This is a genomic window from Methanoregula sp., assembly GCA_041645435.1.
In the GTDB taxonomy this organism is placed as follows: domain Archaea; phylum Halobacteriota; class Methanomicrobia; order Methanomicrobiales; family Methanospirillaceae; genus Methanoregula.
In genome coordinates this window covers 612617-633982 of the sequence record JBAZQB010000001.1, presented here as the reverse complement: position 1 = coordinate 633982, position 21366 = coordinate 612617, and the positions used below count along the sequence as shown (strand labels likewise).

The following is a 21366-nucleotide window of genomic DNA, read 5'->3' as shown; positions in this document are numbered from 1 at the left end:
ATCACATGGACTCATCCGCCGGCATCGATGATCCGTCGATAGAATCAGAATTTGCCAGAACATTCAGGTACATCGATCTATACTTCCAGCAAAAAACTGACCTGTTCCTGCAGCACTATGTGTTCGAACCGTTTGACTTTCTGTTCAAACGGACCATGTATCTGTCAGTAATTATCACATTGCTTGCAGCAGGTACTCTGGCTCTCGTACTGGGAATGATCCTCCTCCTCTCCGTATTTGTCCCTCTCTGGGCAGCCCTCCTGATCACGGGAGCGGTACTATTTGCATTGGGCGGAATTATCGCGTATATTGTCCTATCGAATAAAATCATATTAAAGACCCCGACTGCGGAGACGATTAGCCATGGAAAACCGTAAGCGAATAACCGAAGAGGATCTTCTCGTCACCGAAGCATTGATCGCCGAATCCTACGGACAGCTGAAAAAGAGTGTTATGCAGGCCCCGGCTAAGGCGCTTGGACCCATAACTCAAGCCATCAGCGAGCACCCGCTCGAAGCTGCGGCAACAGCAGTCGGGGGAGGGATCGCCGCATACGGGATTGCCAGAATGATAACTCCGCACAGCAGTGGTAAAGAAAATGGAAAAAAGCACGGCAAAAAAAAGAAGGCAAAGCGCCGTCACGATCCCATGATGGATATCCTGTCGGCACTCATCCCGATGGTCATGCCATACATCACTGCGTATCTCGAGAAATATACCGGGACTCCCCGCCAGAACTCACACGATAAAACCCCTCCGCAGGAATAGGATTTCCTGAATATAACCGGGATTTTTTTTACGTTTCTATATCGTGTATTATGAGAATTGTTTTACAAAAAAGGATTTTTTTTTAGCAGCAATTAAAAAAATTTGCATTCTAGAAAACCTTTTTTTTACATAATGTATTGCCCCCCTCTTGCGCCACCAGTCCCCGTTGGGGGACGGGCGCAGTGCGCGATAGCAAGGTTCAGGTAATACGTCATCATCGCAATGGAGGGTGCATCAGTGGCGGGAGCGAAGCCCCGAGAGCGTCAGAGTTTTCTCAATGATTTCTACAGAGCAAAAAAATTGTCGTTGTAATAGCAAAACGTCAGATTTTTGTACAGGGATCTGCGGGTGAATAATATTAACCAGAAGACAAAGTAATGATTATGTTTCCCGCAGCCATGTCGCGGACCGAGCGCGTTGTGCTCTTCATCGCACTCATCTTTATCATAATCATTGCCGTAAAGATGACTGCATTCATTGTCACCATTTTTATAATGGCACTCATCCTTGCTCTCCTTGCTTTGCCAGGTCTGTTCTGGTTGAAAAATAAAGGGCTGTCAGATTTTCATGCAGTGCTGATCCTCACTGCTGGTGCAACACTTGTAGTACTTGGTTTCATTTTCTTAACCATCCTGTCTTTCCATACTCTTCTTGCGGATCTTCCCCTCTACCAGGCAGAGCTCAATCTCCGTCTCCAGGAGATCTCGGCCATCCTCTCATCCATGGGCATCTCCAGTATCACAAACGGAACTCCGACCATCAATCTCAGTGATATCCTGTCCATGGGACTTGTCGGGGCTATGAGTATAGTTGAAGGGATTATGTTCCTCTTCTTTGTCGGGGTAACTACTTTTTTTATGCTGCTCGATGCCCCGAACATATCTGCACGCCTCGAACAGAGATTCGGAAAAGATTCGGAAACAATGCAGCAGTTCTCCCGTATGACTGGTTATATTATTGATTTCATTGTCGTCAGAACTGAAACGAACTTTGTCCATGGATGTCTTTTTGGCAGTTTTTTAGGCATTATGGGAGTCCATGGAGCAATCCTGTGGGGAGTTCTGACTTTTCTTCTTGGATATATCCCCTATTTCGGCCTCGTAATCGCTGCTGTGCCAGCCATCTTTTTTGCCTGGATCCAGTTTGGTATACCGGGCGCAGTCGCCGTAATTGCCGCAGTCTGCGTACTAAACCTGATTGTGGAAAATCCGGTTTATTCCTATCTTGCGGCACGCAAATTCGATATGCCGGCTCTTATTGTCATCGTATCGGTGATCTTCTGGGGCTGGCTGCTGGGTCTCGTGGGCATGCTATTTGCCATTCCGATAACCCTGCTGGTCCTGCTGTTTTTCCAGATGTGCGATGATCTCCGATGGATCAATATCGTTCTTGGTGTCGGTCACCTCTTTGATGAGATAGGGGGTGGAAAAGAGGTAAAAGCGCCCCCTGCTCAAAAAAACTGACAAATTCTTACCCGTTTATTAGTCCATTGCTGATTTTTGCCACCCAACATGCTATACCCAATGAACTCTAATACATATACTATAACAATCGGTTTTGGCAAACAGGAACTTTCCCTCATCCAGGCTATGTTCACACCCAATACTCTGCAAAACCCTTTTTATCCCCATGAATCGAACGCGAGATCAGGTCAATTTCACCCTGAGAGAACACCCATTAAATCCTTAAAACGATGATAAAGAACTCCATAAAACCTGAAATTACCGGAACCCGAAGCGGGTATGTTATCCGGTTCACCTGCCCTGAGTGCTCTACAGAAAATGCCATTGTCAACAAATCCCCGCGAGATCACTATAAAGCAACTCGGGATGCAGCGTGCAAGCAGTGCAAGAAGCGCTCCCGAATCATCACCCCCGACATGCATCACACGGCATATACTTCCGTGTAATCGCTTTTTTTATACACACGTGTGCATGAACCGTGAAATTCAGTTGCCATTTCTGATAACAACGGACCGGATATTTGTATCGCTATGAAAGGAGTAAAAAAGATTTTTATGGCGTTAATTTCTTCAGTTGAAGATCCAGCACGCCATTTTTCAGAGTGGTCCTTGCCCCGTTCTTTGTAACTGATACGGGTAGCGATATGATATGGTGCAGGGAAAAGGATCGCTGCTCGGATTGGTAGTATCCGTCATACCTCTTTGACTCATCTTCCTGTCGATCGCAGGAAATTTTCAAAGTTGTGGGGTCTATAAGGTTTACAGAGATTACCGTTGTATCAATTCCCGGGATCATATCCACGGTCACCATCACTTCATCATCGTACTCTGTCACTTCCGCATTCAGGTTATGCGGGTACTGGCACACGATCTCAGTTTGTTCTTCTGCAGGTAACAGCGGGTTATCAGTTGGTTCAAGAGCAAGCTGGAACAGGTAGTCCATGGATGCTTTTAGTTCATCGAGTTCATCATAGATTGATCTGTGAAAACGTCGTACCATTTCTCTACCTCCTCTTTTTTGTTGCCCAGGTGCTGATCCACCTGGTTACATGGACGAGTGTTGTTTATGCCAATATAGGTATCGCTTGCAGCTATGACAGATGAAGCAGATATGGTGAGTTCTCTACGGATTATCGGTGATAAATAAAAAATACGGATTATAAAAAAAGGGGGAGTACTGAACCAGTGTATATGACCGGCAACAGGAAATAAGGACGATCAATCTTCAGAAATGCTGAAATTGCTTCTAATTTCAGGATTGAAAAAGAAAAATGTCTAAAAAAAGAGGGATTGGGGATTTAGTTAATAATCCATTAAATCCGGTTGCTGGCTTAAGTTAATAATCTCCTGAGTATTTTCCAGCAGACCCGCGAGATATTTTCCTGCCCAGGGTTCTTTCTCATATTCAAAAAAAGGACGGTACATGCCCTGAATGACCGCATTTTCCTTCTCAAACCGCAGCAGGCCGATTGGCGATCCTCCCATCTGGACGAGTGTGTTCAAATCCTTTAAAGGAAGTTTTGCGGAACTGAAAACAAACTTCGTCTCATTGGGAAACCCGACCGCAATTGCAGCGAGAAAGGTATTTTTTGCTTCATTGAGCATCTCGTTAACCAGATCAGATGTATTCCTCATAGTTCAACCATCAATGGGTTGCAATTCATCACTTAAATAATTCGTCAAACGACGGTTTCAATGTCCCACGGTACCGATATACGGACATGGATTAGTTCGATCCTGACAAATCCTTACAATAATTGGGGAATTATGGAGCGGGACATAAATGAGTTGGATCCTCACTCATCACACTTCTCCCTCTTTTCACATGCCCGCAAGTGGACCTGGACCGATCTTCCTAAAATGAATGAAGGAGAATTCATTTGTATGGATTTGGAGTTCAAAAAGAAATGGGGTATCATGTTCAAGGCATTGATCATCATGCTGATCCTGCTTGTGCCAAGAACATTGATCGACATCTACGGTTATGACACCGTACCTATCAATCCGGTGGTTGGTGCATTCATTACCGGCGCCATCTTCACCATTGCAATCATCTTCACCGGTACCTTTACCGATTTCAAGGAGAGCGAGAAGATTGGAGGAGAACTGGCAGCGTCTTTAAAGGCATTGTATAATGACAGTTGTGTCCTCCCCCTTACCGACGAAGCACCGGCACGGATTTTCCGGGTCCATGTCCGCGACCTCCACCGCACCATAAGTACCTGCTTTAAAGAGAACACATTCAACCTTCCCGATATCAACCGCGAGATGAATAAAATCAATAATGATATCAGGACATTGGCTTACCTCAATGTCGCTCCTCCGTTGATTGCAAAATTGAGAAATGAACTGGGTGCCATCGACCGGATAACCAACCGGGTTGAAGTGATTATCCGGACGGATTTCATTCCCGCTGCCTATGCCCTTGCCGAAGTTGCAACTGCGGGTGTGATCCTTCTTTTGTTATTTGTGAAAATTGATCCCCTGTTAGAAGGAACGATCATCTTTGGCGTCATCAGCAGTATGTTGATTGGTCTCCTGCTTCTTATCCGGGACATGGACAACCCGTTTGAGATCGGGACCCATACCTATGCGGATGTAGATCTTGAGACGCTTGCCTATCTTGATACCTACTTTGATGAACAGGATGCTGAAATGGAAAAAATCGTCAGGGGAAATTTATAGATCATAAAGAAATATACCGGCAGGTTAGATTTTCTATTTTTTTCCCCCGAAATGAATAATCAGTACCAGTCTTGCACTTAAAACGGGGAGTATTGTTTTCATGCGTGATCAAATCCAAAAAGGTGACCTCATCCTACCATTCTTAAGGGCTTGTATTGCTGAACAGTATGCAAATTTTTCAAATGGGACAAATACATAAATAGCGTTGATTCACATTCACCTTTGATCAAATAATCTTCCGGGGATTACATGATTTCAGTGCTCTATGTTGACGATGAACCAGACCTCTTGGATATTGGAAAAATTTTCCTGGAACAATCCGGGGAATTTTCCGTCACCACACTGACATCTGCCCCGGAAGGACTGGCACTCTTACAACGCGAAACATTTGATGTGATCATCTCTGATTACCAGATGCCTGAAATGGATGGAATTTTGTTTTTACAAGAAGTTCGATCCCGCATGGCCGATCTCCCGTTCATTCTCTTCACCGGACGAGGAAGGGAAGAGATTGTAATCCAGGCAATTAATAACGGGGTTGATTTCTATATGCAAAAAGGCGGGGATCCCAAAAGCCAGTTTGCTGAACTGGCGCATAAAATAAGGCACTCCATCCGTAGCAGGAAAGCAGAGCGATCCCTCAATGCACGAATCACCTTAATCCAGAGTATCGCAGAAATCTCAACCAAATTCATCTATGTCCCCTCTGATTCGATGGATGATCTGATCCTTCATGCGTTAAAAGAAGTCGGCAAGCTCTGTTCTGCAGATCGCAGTTACATCATCCAGTGGGATAGTCCGGCACAGGCTTCAGCGTCAATGACCCATGAATGGAATAATCAGGGAATACTTCCTGAAAAAGTAAATAGTCAGCATCTCTCCCTGCAGGAGATTCGCTGGTTCATGGACCCGTTAAGCCAGAAAAAAATTGTTCATATTCCCCGACTGAAGGATATACCGGATATTCCTGCATTGGGAAAAGAGCGGCTTTTACGGCAGAAGGAACAGACTCTCATCCAGGTGCCCCTTTTTACGGAAGATACCTTTATCGGGCTGCTGGGACTGTCATCGATACAAAAAGAAGCTGTGTGGACCGAAGAGGATATTGATATTTTAAAAATTTTTTCTGAAGTTATTACCAATGCTCTCGTTCGCCGCAGGGCAGAAAATGAACTCCGTCAATCTGAGATCCTGTACCGGACAATTTTTGAAAATAATGGAAATCCCGTAGTGATTGTTGAGGAAGATACTACAATCTCTCTCGTCAATCAAAAATTTGAGAAATTAATAGGATTCAGCAAGAAAGAAATAGAAGGCAAAAAAAGCTGGACCGACTTTGTGGCAAATCCAGAAGATCTTCAGAGGATGAACGAGTACCACCGCCTGCGCAGGATCAACCCGTCACTGGCACCTCCCGTTTATGAGAGCCGGTTAAAAGATCGCGAGGGGACCGTCAGGGATGTCATTATTTCAGTTACAATGATTCCGGAGACGCAGCAGAGTCTCCTTGCTGTAGTGGATATCACTGATCGCAAAGAGGCAGAGCGGGCAGTTAAGGAATCTGAAAACCTGTATCGCACGGTCTTTGAATCTACCGGCAACGCATCGATTATCATTGCCGAAGATACCACGATTATTCAGGCAAATTCCGTCTGGGCATCGTTAACCGGGCTTCCCCGACAGGAACAAACCGGCAGGAGCTGGACGGAGTTCATTCATCCGGATGATGTGGATCTGATGAAAAAACATCATTATCAGAGAAGAATTGATCCGACCAAGCCTCCAAAAAAATACGAAGCCCGGTTAATCGATGTCAACCATACTGTTCATGATTGTATCATTCATGTAGACCTTATCCCCGGTACAACTACCAGTATTGCATCCATTGTGGACATTACTGATCGCAAACAGGCAGAACTGGCGATCCGGGAATCAGAAAATTTTTACCGGACCCTCTTTGAAACAACCGGGGCAGCCACCATCATCATCGAAAAAGACACAACCATCTCCCTTGCCAACTCAGGATTTGCCCGGTTATCAGGATATTCCAAAGAAGAACTGGAGGGAAAGCGGAGCTGGACGGAATTTGTGGTAAAAGAAGATCTTGAGCGGATGAAAAAGTACCATTATGACCGGCGCAATGATCCCCTCTCCGCACCGGGAATCTACGACTTCAGGTTTATCGACCGGTATGGCACGATCAAATATTGTTTCAATAATGTTGCTGTTATACCCGGAACAACAAAAAGTGTTGCATCAGTTGTCGACATCAATGACCGTGTTATGGCCGAACAGGATCTGCTCAAAAAGAACGAAGAGCTCAATGCAGCCTATGAAGAACTGACCGTCACGGAAGAAGAGTTGCGCCAGAATCTTGCTGAGATCAGTAAAACTGATCAGAGATAAAAAAAAATGTGGGGTGTATGAGGCCCCGTTGTTCTATAAGAATTATTGAATCAGTGTAATGAAAGCAATCACCACGACTGTTATAAAAGACAGGGCGAATACTTTAAAATTGACAACCGGGTCCGGGCGCGACAGGTAAAAAAAAAGAATACTATGTGACTAGCAGTATATCCATCAAACCCCTTTTATCACCATCAGGGTGATGTCATCGAACTGGGGCACATCACCGGTGAACTGTTGTACCGCTTCAAGGATATCTGCCAGGATTTCACGCGCAGGCAACCGGGCGCTCTTTTTTATAATGGTATACAATCTCTCTTCACCAAACATCTCTTCCCGTGCATTGATCGATTCGGTAATACCATCGGTATACATGACAATGATATCGTCCGGTCCAATATCGATAGTCCGGGAAAAATATTCACGGTGCTCAACAGCACCCAGCACAATTCCCGTGGGCATGAGTTCTTCTAAGGATCCATCCTTGTTCCTGAATACCACCGGGGGATTATGCCCTGCATTGACGTAGGTCAGGGTCCGGTTTTTTTCAGAAAGCGTGCCGTAAAAGAGGGTGACAAACATGCCGGCCTTGGAATCCTGCGCAATGACATTATTTGCATCAAAGATAGCCCGGGCCGGGTCGCGGTGCCAGAGAGCATTCACTCTTACCACAATCCGGGATAATGCCATGAACAGCGCAGCCGGTACTCCTTTTCCGGATACATCTGCAATAATGATCCCGAGGGTTCCTTTTTCCAGCGGGATGATCTCAAACGGTATCACATCAAAGAAATCACCGCCCACCTCCTTTGCCATCACACTTTTTGCAGCGATATCAAAACCGGTGATCTGGGGGATAACTTCGGGGAGGAAACTCTGCTGGATCTCTGCTGCGATCTGGAGCTCGGCTTTCGAACGGGCAAGGCGTCCTTCCATCTCACGTCGTTCGGTAATATCACGGATTGTTTCAATAGCCCCGGTAATATTACCCTGGGGATCATAAAGCGGGCTTGCCTTGGCCCAGAAAAAACGTCCCGATTCTCCCAGTTTCGGGATGAACGTGTCCACCACAAGTGTATCACCTTCCCGCTGCACATGCGTATACAGGTTCTCTACATCAGCTTCGGGCATGAGAATCAGATTGGCCAGCATGGGTTTTTTCTCACCATAAAACGGGAGGGCATATTCATAATCCCCCTTTCCCATCATGGATTGGGCAGACACTCCTGTCAGCTCTTCCATGGCCCGGTTCCATGTTATGACAATGCCCTCACGGTTGATGACAAACGTGGCATCCGGTAAAAAACTGATGATCTCTTCAAGACTCTGCCGGGAGCGGGTGATTTCCTGCTCTGCCCGTTTCCGGTCAGAGATATCCCGGATCGTTTCAATTGCGCCGGAGATATTGCCCTGCGGATCAAACAGCGGGCTTGCTTTAGCCCAGAAATATACACCCCCGGGACGGAATGTCGGGATGAAAATATCTACGACTAACGTATCACCAATCTTCTCAACCGTGTCATACCGTTGCTCGATCTCCACTTCCGGCATGAAGATGAGGTTTGCCAGCATAGGTTTGCGCTCGCCATAAAACGGGAGGGCATATTCGTAATTCCCTTTCCCGATCATAGATTGTGCAGGTACACCAGTCATCACCTCCATGGCCCGGTTCCATGCAATCACTTTCCCATCGCCATCGATCACAAACGTGGCATCCGGCAAAAAGTCGATGATCTCCGCCATTCTCTGGTGGGTTCTCTCCATCTCCTGCTCTGCCCGTTTCCGGTCAGAGATATCCCGGATCGTTTCAATTGCGCCGGAGATATTGCCCTGCGGATCAAATAGGGGGCTTGCTTTAGCCCAGAAATATACACCCCCGGGACGGAATGTCGGGATGAAAATATCTACGACTAACGTATCACCAATTTTCTCAACCGTGTCATACCGTTTCTCGATCTCCACTTCCGGCATGAAGATGAGGTTTGCCAGCATAGGTTTGCGTTCGCCATAAAACGGGAGGGCATATTCGTAATTCCCTTTCCCGATCATAGATTGTGCAGGTACACCGGTCATCACCTCCATGGCCCGGTTCCATGCAATCACTTTCCCATCGCCATCAATCACAAACGTGGCATCCGGTAAAAAGTCGATGATCTCTCCCTGAATTGTTCTTTCCCGTGATCCCATTACCCTGCTCCTGTGCAAGAATTGACCGTTATCGGGTATGAACATTCTTCCCGCAGGTACACTGATAGATGAATCTCCAAATTGCGAAAAACGAGAAATAATCTTTTTTAATGTGGTAAAGAATTACCGGTATTTACCATCATTCAACCCGGGTGAAAAAACCGTATCGTAAGACAGATTTTTCCTTTCAGAAAAATCTAAAATAGCTGGATTTTTATCGTCGAGAGAACAGGGATCATCATATTTAGGAAAATTATCAGATATTCCGAACCATCAGGGAAATTTCTCCTTCCAGCCCATCGAAGAATGCGATGCCCTGGAAAAGGAAATCTGCATAGGTAAGAGAACCGGCGTTTTCAAATCCACAGTTCTCAAACGAATGGCGGGATACCGACCCGGTACAGTCCGCAACGATTGTCCGGTATCCCCGTTCCCGGGCAAAATCAAGTACCCGTTGGATGAGAACAGCAGATACCGACTTCCCCCTCGCTTTCCGGCACACGCCCAGCTGGTAGATATGCAGGATTTGGCCCGGTTCTACGATTCCGATGTTAAGATACTGTGCTTCCAGTGTTTCGATAAGCTGGATCGTTGCATCAAAGTGGGAGAGAAATGCGCTCATTTCAGGTCCGAGTGCTTCCAGATTCGTAGTGAGATCCGTGCAGAAAATGAACCCAATCGTCTTTCCGGATGTATTATCCCGGGCAATGAAACTCAAACCGCTGGTTGCGCAATACTGTACATAGCGCCGGGCAAAGGGTAAAAATTCCTCCAGTACTACCCCATGCCATCGGGTAGTGGGTTCGTCCGCAGTAAAAACCTCCGCATAAAGACGGGCGGTTATATCAACCATATCCGATGTCAGGGGCAGGCATTGACAGGCCGGAAAAAAATGCTCCTGTTGCCGATGAGGACCTATACGTTCTTTCCGGTAATTATCCATGTATATGCATAATGTGTACTGATCCTTTGCAAATCTTTTTGCTCTGTAGAATTCATTTAGAAAACTCTGATCGCTCTCGGGAGCTTCGCCCCCGCCACTGGGGCACCCCCCATTGCGATGACGATGTATTACCTGTAACCTTACTCGGGCTATCGCACTGCGCCCGTCCCCCAACGGGGGACTGGTGGCGCAAGAGGGGGGCAATATATTATAAAAAAAGGTTTTCTACAGAGCAAATCTTTTTGTTTTAATCGAGGGTTGATATTGGTCATCTTCTGAATATTGTCCGGTATTGGACGGAAATAGTATCGGAGCTTCCCACAACTGGGAGAAGGGGGCAATAGTCATCACCAACCTGTCAGTCAATATGTTAATGTGTCTGTGTTTAGAATAGTAATCACGGGGAAGGGAAATGGGAGTCTACCGGTACGAGAACAAATATGCGGCGCCGACAAAAGAACAACGCGAGCGGTATATGACCGGAGAACGCGAAGAGCACACCTTTGGCCCGGAAGGAAAGATCCTGTTGATCGCGTATGACGAAGCTGTTTACATAAAAGACGATATCGATGAAGTCCGCATTCTCTTTACGGGAATAAAGGATAAACAGAAAGCGTACGATGAGGTGCGGAGACTCATTGAGCATCACCAGCAGAAAAACGAGGAAGAATCACCGTTTACCCCAGCATCAGAATACTGATACTGCTTTCAGGTTATTCAATCTGTGAGTGCCGAAGATGAACGACACAAAGATGAGAACTACCCGGAAGTAATGAATAATTGAGTGCGATATCCGGAACATTTTTCACAACGAAGACGCTTGAACGCATCTGATTCCTCGGAATGGCCCTTCTCAGCAAGGCACGAGTCTGCCGGAACAAAAGATAATTAGCAGAAAAGATTCGGATGATAACAGGTAATCCGGGCTCTTAATAATGCGTAAATACCCGGAATGCATAGTGATTACGTCTATTATGATAACAATGAAACATCTCATAAATGCACTCCTGCTGGGTACACTTGTATCGTTCCTTGTATTTTCCGGTTGTACCTCTGCAGGAAGATATACGGGCACCTATACCTGTGTCGATGATCCATCAAGTGTTATCATACTGAATCCAGATGGAACCGTGAAATTCTTAAACGGGGCGGGAAATTTCACGGGGACCTATTCCCTTGAAGATACAAACCTCAAAATCTGCGCCAATAACAATGAAGGATCCAATGCTTGTGTATTGACCCAGATTGGAGCAAATGGATCTTTTCCCATGGGTTTTACCACGTACCGAAAATAATCAATTTTACCTGTTTTTTTATCAGTCGTGAATTTAGCCGGAACGGATCCGGTTATCAACAAATATTCAGGAATTTTTTAAAGGATTTTTTCACATCAGAATTGGAAAAGATCTGCCGCTTTATTTGAGGCAACACGTCCTGCCGGAACCGAACTGCAAAACATTATCCAGCTGCCGGATGAATAGTGGATGGGAACTCAATGGATTACCAAATTACCGAAGATGAACCCTGTGAGCAGTGTGGACTCTGCTGCCGGATTTTCGGTCCCGGTATTACACCGACAGTGCCGAATGTATATATCTGGATGGAGCAGGAGCGAACTGATATCCTGCGCTGGTTTATTGCGTATATGGAGAGAGGCACACCAATAAACTGTACCGACCTTGTGGCTGAAGACCTTGGGACAATTGTCTCAATAGAAATGCGCAATCCCGACACCGGTGAGTATGTCACTGTCTGTCCTTTCCTGCGTCGCGTAGCAAAAGAGCGATATCTCTGCGGCATCCATCTGGTGAAACCCGACATGTGCTGTACCTATCAGCCCTGGATCTGGGGTGAGACATACTTCAACCGGTGCAAGGGTCTGGCAAAAACCAGCCATAGTGGCAGATGGCAGCTCTGATCCAGCAGCATGCGCCCTCTCGTTTTTTATCATTCCAAAAATTTTGGCAAGGATTTTTTTCGATTTCATTATAATGACAAGGATTTTTGGCTATTCCCGGTATTATGCAGGTAACGTATGTATTGCGAGCATGCATGGATTAGGGGTCGAATCTCCCTTCAAACCACGGTTAAAAGAATAAACGGACCCTAGAAGATGACAATTTTAATAGAGTCGTAATTAAAAAAATGATCAGGGTAATGTAAAAATCTGTTTTTACGATGGAGAGGGACTAACCTGGATTGCTACCCCATCAAATTCAGCAATTATACGTTCACCTTCATAGACCATCACCCGGAATGTGGAGTACCTGCCGTTATCTGCAACTCGTTTTGCGATTGCAACAAGAGTACCTGTTGCAGGTGCGATATACTGGATGTGCACAGACACGGCAACCCGGTCAATGTTTCCGCAGTTTGCGGCAATACCAAATGCCTGATCAGCAATTGCAAATATTGCGCCCCCGTGCGCTACGTCATGCGGGTTTAAGATTTGGCAGCAATCCATCACAACACGGGCATAACCATCATGAGCTTCTGTGACGCTCATGTTGAGCAACTGTGCAAAAGGGCTGTCGTTGAATGCGGTGATCCGGCGCATTTCATGCTCTTTTTTTATATCGGGTTGATCTGCTGTTGGCATACCATAACCTTACGAATGAAAAGTGAGATGTGATAAAATCATTTGTATTTTTTCTGGGAATAAGAATATTTTTCGGATTCTCCCCCTTTGGATACAATATAAACCCATTCGTAAAGGGATTGGAGGGTGCCGAATTTCTGGTATCTCCGCATGGAAAAGCCCACCTTGAGCCGGTTGTCAAAAAGGATCTTTCCCTCATCTTTCATCCGCATCGCGATCTCCAGATCATCACCGGCATCAATGCAGCGATACATGCCAGCTTTGATGAAAGCATCTTTTCGAAATGCGGTGTTGCATCCAAGTGTATAGTAAAAGGTTTTGCTGTAATAGCCGATGCGGGCAAAGGTATTGGCAAGCAGGAGCGAGAAACCGTTTCCTATGCCTTCTTCGATGGGATACACCGGACCATAGACCTGCACAACATTGGGATCCTTGAAATCCTCTGCAAGGTTTTTGATCCAGTGCGGAGGAAGTATGCAATCTGCATCCGTTGTTGCGACAATATCACCTTTCGCTTCCCTGACCCCGTCATTGCGGGCTCCCCCCACTTTTTTGCTGGTCTGGGTGAATACCCTGTCGGCATACTTTTTTGCAATCTCACAGGTTGTATCTTTTGAACCACCATCAACAACAATGATCTCGTAATCGGTTCTCGGGATATCCTGATGTGACAGCGAGACGAGGCACTGGGCGATATTCTCCTCTTCGTTAAACGTGGGAATGATGACTGATATCATTGAAGGGAAAAACTCCTGTACCATTTTCACGTTTACGGATTATAAGCGTGATCTAAAAAAAAGGATCAGAAATCCCGTTGCCGTGCAACAAAATCCATAACACTGCGGAGGCAGCCGTCCATATTGAGATACTCAAATTGTGAGAACCTGCCGACTAAGGGGATACCTATCGATGTGCAATAGTCCTTAACTACGGCAATATTTTTCTGGTAATCCAGATCGTAGACCACGTAAGCATATGGCTGGCGTTCTACCGAGGTATAGACAATCTGTTCTTTTTTCAGGATGTGCATTGCCTCTAATGTCTTTATTACCGGGGCAATGATCTCTTCATCATTCATGCGGGACACTTCATCGCCCGGCAGGTGCGTGATCTCGGCAAGCACCGATCCGCAGCCTTCGGGGGCTCCGTGGGCACTGTAATTGGACGGGAACGAGATGCGGTTGGTCATGCCCAGTGCGATCTCCGGAATATAGAGCCAGGATATATCCGGTACTGCTCCCCGTATCCCAATATTCACACAGACAAGTGCATTGTACCTGAGGGAAGTACACGCTACTTTTACCTTTGCCGGGACGCTGTTGAGGGCAGAAAAAAGATTCTGTACGGGTATTGTAGATATGCACTGATCTGCTATAATGACGTCACGGCCATTACTGATCTCGAAATGCCCGGCTTTTTTCCGCACCGATGTAACGCAGAACCCGGTTCGTAGGCGATCCCGAATCGGCTCAGCGATAGCACTGACAAGTGCTTCAATACCTCCATCCAGCGGATAGGAAAAAACCGACTGGTGGGTATAACCTTCTGTTGAAATGCCGATGGCTGATTTTATTACATCCTCGACAGGGGGGCGGGGAATACGCCCGTCCACCCAGTGCAGGGACATCTTCTCTGTGGGAAACTTCCAGATCTTTTCATTGTATGGGATCATATAACATTCGGCAATCCCTTTTCCAAACGTATAGTAAATCCATTCCCGGAAATTCCCTGGTACCGGCAATTCGCCTTTTTCAACAGCGACATGGGTTTTTACAAACTCATTGATGCAGAAGAACCGGTCATCCTGCGGAAGGTCAGAAAGGCCATTCTCAAACGGGTATTTGACGTACTGGTCTTTATAAAAAATCTTGGTATTGCGATTATTGCGCTGTTCGTTTCCGGCAATCATCCGACGCATGAACGCGAGCACTTCAGCATCCCGCGAGAAAATGATATGCGACCCGCCAATATCGAACGTGAATCCCTGTTCGTTTTTTGAACGGCAGAGCCCGCCATACGCAGGTTCCGCTTCAAGGACAACCACATCGTTGCCTTTCTCATGCAGGAGGCGGGCAAGTGCGAGTCCTGAAAGTCCGCCGCCAAGAATTGCTATTGTCACTTCACATACGTTGGCAGCCGGAATTTATATTATTGAGTGTAAAAACGGGAAAATTTCGTACCGGTCCACGTATCTTTTGCATCAAGATTATTTGGGTACTATCATGGGTGTTGCAGGTGAATCACACCGGCCGTTATAACAAATAAGCCCTATCTGACAGGAATTCCCACAGGAGCCACAATGCCGGGGATTGGTCATCAGATTAAAACAACCGTCAGGACAACTCATCTGTTCTGCAGAACAGGTGACAACACAATTGCCGTTCAGACAGTAATTTCCCGCAGAGCAGGTATTTCCGCAGGATCCGCAGTTGCTGCTGTTGGTCAGCAGATCGATGCATGTATTATTGCAGGCGAATCTGTCCGATGGGCAGAAGACGGCTTTCGTAACCTGTGACATGGTCTTGCCGGGAGTGATGAGTGTAGTGGGTATAAGCGTAGTGACTACGAGAAGCGGTTCTGTAGTGGGCAACGGTGTCGGTTCTTCTGTTTCGATAATTACATAGGATCCGCCCTGAGTGCTCCCGTTTGCGGTGGCAAGTGTTGATAATGAGGTTGCGGGCGTTCCTGCAGAGGGGTGGGAAGGCGAGGTCGTGATAAGGGGATAGCCAATGAAGATGACAAGAAGGGTAATAACAACCACTCCCGCAATGGCGATCAGGCTGGTTGTCGATTTTATGTTAAAGGGTTTGGTCCGGGAGAGGGACTGGCTCGGCCGAGCTGGTTGCGGGGATGCGATCGCGTCGGTACCGGTAAGATCCGGCTGGAGGGATGCACCACAGCGGGTACAAAATTTATTATTGGGCATCACAGCATTGCCGCACTGGGGACAGAATCGCAAATAAATCACCGGTAATGTATGTTTGATACTTTCCCGGGAAGGGGAAAAAAGGTTTTCATAAAAAAAGCCAGTCCGAATATTACGATAATCGTTTAATTATCACCGCATAGATCAAAAACCTGAAAAAGAATATTATTTAGAAATATACCAGCCGGTCTGGGTCTCGTTGAGCACTTTCTCCGTATTCTTTTTCGTCAACAGGCTGACGACAATCATCATAACCACGGATATGACAAATGCGTAGGCCGAGAAGTGGAGAGGGATCTTGGCAAATTCTATGCCAAGAGCAACCACCTTGAAGTAATTGAGGAAGCCGAAGATGAGTGCGGCGAGCAGGCCAAACGTCATGCTGGCAAGCGCTCCTTGCCGGGTTGCACCTCTCCAGTACAGGCCGGCGAGCAGCGGGACGGCGAAAGTTGCAAGCATGGTACCTATCCCCATCCAGATCAGGATGGCAAGCATATCAGGAGGATTGATGGCGATGATCATGGTCGCAAAGGCTGAAACAACAACCACGATCTTAGAGAGGAGCAGGACCGTCTTGTCATCTGCATCCGGCTTGAGCACTTTTTTGTAGATATCCCACGAGAACATGGCGCCAATGGTTAGCATCAGCCGGTCGGTGGTGGACATGACTGCTGCAAGTACTATAACAGCAAAGATCGCCCAAAGGGCCAGGATTGGCATGGCGTACTCGATGCCGTACAGAATAACGAAGTCCTGTGCATTCGGCACAGCGGGAAGGGTAAACATACCTTCCTTGACCATCACAAGACCGGCAAAACCGGCAAATTTCAGGAGGAAAATGACCGCGCCGTAGAGGACAAAAGCGATCAGCGGGGACCACTTGAAGTACTTTACGTCTTTTATCGTCAGCACGTTGTTGATGACATGCGGTGCGCAGGCAAGACCGAGGCCCAGCAGGAGTGCAAACGAGATAATATAGGGCGGGGCAAATGCGCCAACCGGGTTCCACGGCATGACGAGATTCGGGTTGACGGTTGCGATGAACTCGTTTACATGGGTAAAACCGCCGGCCTTCCAGATGATGATCGGTGCCATAACAAGAACCCCGACAATGAGGATAATTGCCTGAACGAGTGATGCCCATGCAACTGCATAGAGTCCCCCGATTGCGGTATATGCCATGGTAACGACCGTTGCGATAAGGAGAGCCAGCCAGAGGGGGATCTGGAAGAGCCATATGAGCACAATTGCAATTGCCGTATACTGCCCGACGAGATAGATCAACGAGACGATAATACCGGCAACTGCACTGAGCGTCCGGAGCGCAGTCGGGCTTTCGTACCTATGCGCAAGGTAATCCTGAACCGTTACGTAACCTGCGGTTTTTGCAACATTGTGCAGCTTGACCCCGAAGAATATGATACAGATACCAATCGAGAGCGGAACGAAAATCTGCTCCCAGATGGTGGGCCAGCCGGCTTTATATCCGAGACCGGAGACCCCAAGCAGCGACATACCCGAACAGACCGTGCCGATCATTAAGAGGATGAAAACCCAGAAACCGAGCTGGCGGCCGGCAACAAGGTAGTCTTCCGTGTTCTTGATCTTTTTTGATGCCCAGACCCCGATACCGAGCATTGCAAGGAAGTACAGACCGACAACGGTGATAGTGAGAAAGTCCGCTGCCATTTAATCATGCCCCTTGAAGGTTATTCCCCAGTACAACAACAATGCGGCGATGATAAGAACAACGCCCCCGACAACAAAAACCGTGATATCCGGCAATCCAAACATAGTACCCTGCTAAAATCTAACATGTTAACATATAACACGATCGAAATTATTCCAGAAAATAAGGGCGTAGAAAAAGTTTTTTTTATTGCTTTTTTATTATGATTATCCGGACATAGTTTTCCCGTGCAGATATCAGAATAACTGCAGAAACCTCCAATTGTTTCAGCGACAGGTTGTCAATAAGTAACGGCATAATGCCCTTAATCTGTGAACCGGAATTTGCTGAAAGTACTTTTTTAATGTGGTGAAATGCCCAAATGTGAATAAAAAAATTTGCTGAATAAAATTATTTTTTGCCGGCGATTGTCATCAGGGCAATCAGCCCAATCGCGCCAATAGTTACCATTACTGGCAAGGGAGACTTCGTTGTTGTGGATACTGGTATTGGTGTTGGTATAGTTGTAGCAATTGTCAGAATTGGTTGCTCTGTGATGAACGGTGCCGTTGTTGCGGGAGTGGTCGGGAGTTTCTCAACGATATTGAAAAAGGTAGATCCCGTTACATCCACCGTGATGCCGGACACCTTGACGATATATTCATCCGGTTTAAAAGTTGATGCATCGACCGGAAACGACCACCGGTTTAATGCACCGTTTCCCTGTTTTACCTTTACCATACCCGTGGCTCCCGAGAATTCGGCACTCTGGGATTTATACGTGGGCTTGAATGACGATGAGGTAATTTCAACCATCAGGTTGTCACCCACCGCGAGATTGGTCGAACCCGTGATAGTGAACTGTTCTCCTACAACCCGGGAACCGACCGGGTCGATGAATGCCGATGGGGGATTGATGATAAACGATGCAGTTGCAAAGGTATCATCGACATTCTGGCTGTTGATGGCCTGCATCAGTGCGTTTGCTCCCGAAGGGGTCTGAAGGCTGCCACCTCCGGTGAGCTGGAAGATGGAGGTTCCGGTCCCGAGCTGGCGGTTGAATACTTTACCGGATGAGGCATCATAGTAAATATCAAACTGCCCGTTCATCATCGGGTGCTGGATCAGGACGAAATACTGTCCCGGTGCAAGGGTCCGGGTATCGGCAGGTTTGAGTTCATACTCATAGGAATTGTCTGAATCCGGGGAAATTGTGGAAATTTTTACATAATTGTTTCCAAACAGCCAGACCTGCAAGCCGTTTTGTGGGTGACCAGTGGCAATGCCATGGATATAAACAGAATCACCGTTTGCTATCGAGGGTGCACCGGAAAATGAGCTTCCGGGCGAAAGGGAGATTGCCGCGACAGGGGTCAGGACCAGCAGTACGCCCAGGAGCAGGAGGTAAAGGAATATCCGAAAGGGAGATTGTATCATAGTACTCATCCGTTATTATGCCTGATTGGTGATGAAGATGTGGTCAAAAAGATATGAGTTCTGCCATTCCGTTTCTCACGGTATATCTAAATAGTAAAATAGCTACCAATCCTCATGGATCAAAAACCACAAACCATACGGGTAAAGCATGATAAGCCAATCTGTGCAAAATGTCAGGATACCAATCTCAAGGTCAGACCTGATGGCAGCTACACCTGCAAGCGATGCGGGTACGACAGCGCGAAATAAGATAAAGGAAATCTCGCCTGTTTTTTTATATCCTCTCTCTTGGCTTATTGGATTGGGTATGACCGATAAACCCGGATGGTTTTTCTGCTCTTGTTATCCGTTTTTATTTATGCTGTAGAAAAAAAAGTAAAATCCTGAATGCGTCCCTCTTATCCATTTTTCAGTTTGGGATTGCCCCTTGACTGAGTATGCCGGAGGCCATCGGAATCATTTTTTCCCTGCCTTCGCAAATCCTGCTGGTTAATCCGTCACTTTAATAGGATGCAAAGAAGAAGCATGTGAAGAGAGGATTGGTATGAAGATCTGTGTACTGAATGGCAGTCCCAAGGGCAGCGACAGTGTGACAATGCAATATGTCCATTTCCTGGAACTGGCATTTCCCGTTCATACATTTATTATCGAGCATGTGGGCCAGCGGATTCATTCTCTCGAAACACAAGAAGCAGAATTTGACAAGGTGGTGGCATCCATCACTTCATCTGATGCGGTGCTCTTTGCAACCCCGGTCTATTACATGCTGGTACCCTCACAGATGAAACGGTTTATTGAGAAGGTTTTTTCCCGGAACGCCAAGTCCGCATTCACCGGGAAATACGCAGCGTCAATCACCACTTCTATTCATTTCTTTGATCATACTGCCAATGCCTACCTGCATGCAATCGCAGAGGATCTTGGTATGTCGTTTACCGGTTCCTTTTCGGCAAAGATGGAGGATCTCTTGTCGGTGCCGGTACAGGAACAGCTTTTCAGGTTCGGCGATGATTTTTTTACCGGGGCTTCCAGAAAATCCTGTATCCAGGAGAGGTACCCACAAATTCATTTCCCCACTGTCCTGTACTCTCCGGGCCCGGCTCCGGTCCCGTTTGAGTGTACTGGGATAAAAGTCGTCATTCTTACTGATGCGGTGAGCGGGTCTAACTTGGAGCGGATGGTGACCCAGGCAGCGGCATGTTTTGGGAAATCGGCCTCTGTCCTATCCGTACAGGATGCCGGAATGAAAGGAGGCTGCCTTGGCTGCTGCCGCTGTGCCTTTGATAATTCCTGTGTTTATGCCGATGGGTTTAGTGCGTTCTGGAACGAGCAGGTGCTCATGGCCGATATCCTGATTTTTGCCGGTACGGTAAAGGACCGATACCTGTCGGCAGATTTCAAACAGGTAATTGACCGGAGTTTTTTCCTCGGCCATGTGCCGCGTATGACCGGGAAACAGTTCGGGTACCTGATCGAAGGTCCCCTTTCCCAGCTTGCAACGCTCAACGAAGTACTGACTGCATATCCTGCAGTACAGGGTGCAAACCTTGCCGGGATCGTTACCGATGAAGGCGGAGATTCTGCGGTGATCGATCACCGGATTAATGCCCTTGCAGAGCGGTGTATACGGCTCTCGGAATCCGGTTACATGGCCCCCCCAATGTTTCCTGCAATTGCCGGCCACAAACTCTTCCGGGATGAGATCTGGGGAGAGATGCGTGCAATTTTCAAGGCCGACCATCGCCATTACTTAAAGACCGGGTTCTATGATTTTCCCCAGAAAGAGTCCGGAAAGCGGATCCGGACTGCCCTTTTCTCCTTCTTTCTCGATCTCCCTCCCGTCAGGAAAGAGGCGGTGCAGAATATGAAAAAGCACATGATTCAGCCATTCGAGCGGGTATTTACCGATAGCCCGGTCTTAATCCGGGTGAAGGAAGAGGCTCGTAAGAAGTGAGATGGAAGATGAGTCGTGCGGGCCAGTGGTGCGAGCGGGAGTAAGCAGGGCGTTTGAAGAAGCTCCCGAAAATTAATTGTTGGAGCGTAAGGGTACCGTCCGCTCTCTCAAAAGTGCCGATAAGTACATGTCCAGAGCCTGTTCTCATAGTACCCGGCCAAATGGAGTCTCACTCCCACCCCTTACCAAACATCAAGAGTTTGTCCAACCATTTTTTGTTATCTAACAGGAGTGCGATCTGAATTACGGGTAACAGACACCAGACATACAAAGGGGGGTATTTATGAGCCTTAAGAAATGACTTATACTACCTATCACAACAATACGCAA

General features: G+C 46.9%; 20 protein-coding genes. 10 read left to right on the top strand and 10 right to left on the bottom strand.

Annotation, left to right across the window (positions count from 1 at the left end):
• The first annotated feature begins 5 nt into the window (after positions 1-5).
• From WC593_02965 to WC593_02950, 4 genes are all read left to right on the top strand, one after another.
• Positions 6-377, top strand: a complete 372-nt coding sequence (locus tag WC593_02965) for a phage holin family protein (protein MFA4824098.1) — start codon at positions 6-8, stop codon at positions 375-377.
• Entirely contained in the window at positions 364-768 is a 405-nt protein-coding gene (locus WC593_02960) for a hypothetical protein (protein ID MFA4824097.1), read from the top strand. The genes WC593_02965 and WC593_02960 overlap by 14 nt, the downstream gene beginning before the upstream one ends.
• A gap of 377 nt (positions 769-1145) precedes the next feature.
• Entirely contained in the window at positions 1146-2231 is a 1086-nt protein-coding gene (locus tag WC593_02955; protein ID MFA4824096.1) for an AI-2E family transporter, read from the top strand.
• Positions 2232-2461: 230 nt separating this feature from the next.
• Entirely contained in the window at positions 2462-2677 is a 216-nt protein-coding gene (locus WC593_02950) for a hypothetical protein (GenBank protein ID MFA4824095.1), read from the top strand.
• Between the two features lie 106 nt (positions 2678-2783).
• On the opposite strand, the gene WC593_02945 is transcribed toward WC593_02950, so the two are convergent.
• Entirely contained in the window at positions 2784-3230 is a 447-nt protein-coding gene (locus tag WC593_02945) for an Hsp20/alpha crystallin family protein (GenBank protein MFA4824094.1), read from the bottom strand.
• Positions 3231-3532: 302 nt separating this feature from the next.
• Positions 3533-3865 (bottom strand): hypothetical protein, encoded by a 333-nt coding sequence (locus tag WC593_02940; GenBank protein MFA4824093.1) that lies wholly within the window; start codon positions 3863-3865, stop codon positions 3533-3535.
• Between the two features lie 249 nt (positions 3866-4114).
• Between WC593_02940 and WC593_02935 the strand changes: the two genes are divergently transcribed.
• Entirely contained in the window at positions 4115-4915 is an 801-nt protein-coding gene (locus tag WC593_02935) for a hypothetical protein (protein MFA4824092.1), read from the top strand.
• Between the two features lie 249 nt (positions 4916-5164).
• The gene (locus WC593_02930) at positions 5165-7321 is read left to right on the top strand and encodes a PAS domain S-box protein (protein ID MFA4824091.1); all 2157 of its coding nucleotides are present in this window, start codon (positions 5165-5167) and stop codon (positions 7319-7321) included.
• A gap of 174 nt (positions 7322-7495) precedes the next feature.
• On the opposite strand, the gene WC593_02925 is transcribed toward WC593_02930, so the two are convergent.
• Complete coding sequence (locus WC593_02925; GenBank protein ID MFA4824090.1) at positions 7496-9508, bottom strand: SpoIIE family protein phosphatase; 2013 nt, start codon at positions 9506-9508, stop codon at positions 7496-7498.
• Positions 9509-9764: 256 nt separating this feature from the next.
• Entirely contained in the window at positions 9765-10361 is a 597-nt protein-coding gene (locus WC593_02920; protein ID MFA4824089.1) for a GNAT family N-acetyltransferase, read from the bottom strand.
• A gap of 502 nt (positions 10362-10863) precedes the next feature.
• On the opposite strand from WC593_02920, the gene WC593_02915 reads away from it, so the two are divergent.
• From WC593_02915 to WC593_02905, 3 genes are all read left to right on the top strand, one after another.
• On the top strand, positions 10864-11151 hold the full coding sequence (locus WC593_02915; GenBank protein ID MFA4824088.1) for a hypothetical protein: 288 nt from the start codon (positions 10864-10866) through the stop codon (positions 11149-11151).
• 274 nt (positions 11152-11425) lie between these two features.
• A complete protein-coding gene (locus WC593_02910) occupies positions 11426-11746 on the top strand; it encodes a hypothetical protein (GenBank protein ID MFA4824087.1) in 321 nt (106 codons plus the stop codon).
• A gap of 200 nt (positions 11747-11946) precedes the next feature.
• On the top strand, positions 11947-12369 hold the full coding sequence (locus tag WC593_02905; protein ID MFA4824086.1) for a YkgJ family cysteine cluster protein: 423 nt from the start codon (positions 11947-11949) through the stop codon (positions 12367-12369).
• A 255-nt stretch (positions 12370-12624) separates the two neighbouring features.
• Here WC593_02905 and WC593_02900 read toward each other — a convergent pair whose 3' ends face one another.
• The 6 genes from WC593_02900 to WC593_02875 form a co-directional block, all read right to left on the bottom strand.
• Positions 12625-13050: a PaaI family thioesterase gene (locus tag WC593_02900; protein MFA4824085.1), complete on the bottom strand. Its 426-nt coding sequence runs from the start codon at positions 13048-13050 to the stop codon at positions 12625-12627.
• 38 nt (positions 13051-13088) lie between these two features.
• Positions 13089-13787: a glycosyltransferase gene (locus WC593_02895; protein ID MFA4824084.1), complete on the bottom strand. Its 699-nt coding sequence runs from the start codon at positions 13785-13787 to the stop codon at positions 13089-13091.
• A 65-nt stretch (positions 13788-13852) separates the two neighbouring features.
• Complete coding sequence (locus WC593_02890) at positions 13853-15169, bottom strand: FAD-dependent oxidoreductase (protein ID MFA4824083.1); 1317 nt, start codon at positions 15167-15169, stop codon at positions 13853-13855.
• Between the two features lie 87 nt (positions 15170-15256).
• Positions 15257-16009: a zinc-ribbon domain-containing protein gene (locus WC593_02885; protein ID MFA4824082.1), complete on the bottom strand. Its 753-nt coding sequence runs from the start codon at positions 16007-16009 to the stop codon at positions 15257-15259.
• Between the two features lie 132 nt (positions 16010-16141).
• Positions 16142-17665, bottom strand: coding sequence for a sodium:solute symporter family protein (locus WC593_02880; GenBank protein MFA4824081.1), 1524 nt, complete (start codon positions 17663-17665; stop codon positions 16142-16144).
• Positions 17666-18056: 391 nt separating this feature from the next.
• The gene (locus tag WC593_02875; GenBank protein MFA4824080.1) at positions 18057-19082 is read right to left on the bottom strand and encodes a hypothetical protein; all 1026 of its coding nucleotides are present in this window, start codon (positions 19080-19082) and stop codon (positions 18057-18059) included.
• A 544-nt stretch (positions 19083-19626) separates the two neighbouring features.
• On the opposite strand from WC593_02875, the gene WC593_02870 reads away from it, so the two are divergent.
• Entirely contained in the window at positions 19627-21036 is a 1410-nt protein-coding gene (locus tag WC593_02870) for an NAD(P)H-dependent oxidoreductase (GenBank protein ID MFA4824079.1), read from the top strand.
• Positions 21037-21366: the final 330 nt, after the last annotated feature.

Bases quoted from the DNA above. Each gene is read 5' to 3' on its own strand.
- WC593_02950 (MFA4824095.1), top strand. From the start codon at position 2,462: ATGATAAAGAACTCCATAAAACCTGAAATTACCGGAACCCGAAGCGGG.
- WC593_02925 (MFA4824090.1), bottom strand. From the start codon at position 9,508: ATGGGATCACGGGAAAGAACAATTCAGGGAGAGATCATCGACTTTTTA.
- WC593_02900 (MFA4824085.1), bottom strand. From the start codon at position 13,050: ATGCCAACAGCAGATCAACCCGATATAAAAAAAGAGCATGAAATGCGC.
- WC593_02930 (MFA4824091.1), top strand. From the start codon at position 5,165: ATGATTTCAGTGCTCTATGTTGACGATGAACCAGACCTCTTGGATATT.
- WC593_02945 (MFA4824094.1), bottom strand. From the start codon at position 3,230: ATGGTACGACGTTTTCACAGATCAATCTATGATGAACTCGATGAACTA.
- WC593_02935 (MFA4824092.1), top strand. From the start codon at position 4,115: ATGGATTTGGAGTTCAAAAAGAAATGGGGTATCATGTTCAAGGCATTG.
- WC593_02920 (MFA4824089.1), bottom strand. From the start codon at position 10,361: ATGGTTGATATAACCGCCCGTCTTTATGCGGAGGTTTTTACTGCGGAC.
- WC593_02880 (MFA4824081.1), bottom strand. From the start codon at position 17,665: ATGGCAGCGGACTTTCTCACTATCACCGTTGTCGGTCTGTACTTCCTT.
- WC593_02940 (MFA4824093.1), bottom strand. From the start codon at position 3,865: ATGAGGAATACATCTGATCTGGTTAACGAGATGCTCAATGAAGCAAAA.
- WC593_02965 (MFA4824098.1), top strand. From the start codon at position 6: ATGGACTCATCCGCCGGCATCGATGATCCGTCGATAGAATCAGAATTT.
- WC593_02905 (MFA4824086.1), top strand. From the start codon at position 11,947: ATGGATTACCAAATTACCGAAGATGAACCCTGTGAGCAGTGTGGACTC.
- WC593_02955 (MFA4824096.1), top strand. From the start codon at position 1,146: ATGATTATGTTTCCCGCAGCCATGTCGCGGACCGAGCGCGTTGTGCTC.
- WC593_02870 (MFA4824079.1), top strand. From the start codon at position 19,627: ATGAAGATCTGTGTACTGAATGGCAGTCCCAAGGGCAGCGACAGTGTG.
- WC593_02875 (MFA4824080.1), bottom strand. From the start codon at position 19,082: ATGATACAATCTCCCTTTCGGATATTCCTTTACCTCCTGCTCCTGGGC.
- WC593_02960 (MFA4824097.1), top strand. From the start codon at position 364: ATGGAAAACCGTAAGCGAATAACCGAAGAGGATCTTCTCGTCACCGAA.
- WC593_02915 (MFA4824088.1), top strand. From the start codon at position 10,864: ATGGGAGTCTACCGGTACGAGAACAAATATGCGGCGCCGACAAAAGAA.
- WC593_02895 (MFA4824084.1), bottom strand. From the start codon at position 13,787: ATGATATCAGTCATCATTCCCACGTTTAACGAAGAGGAGAATATCGCC.
- WC593_02910 (MFA4824087.1), top strand. From the start codon at position 11,426: ATGATAACAATGAAACATCTCATAAATGCACTCCTGCTGGGTACACTT.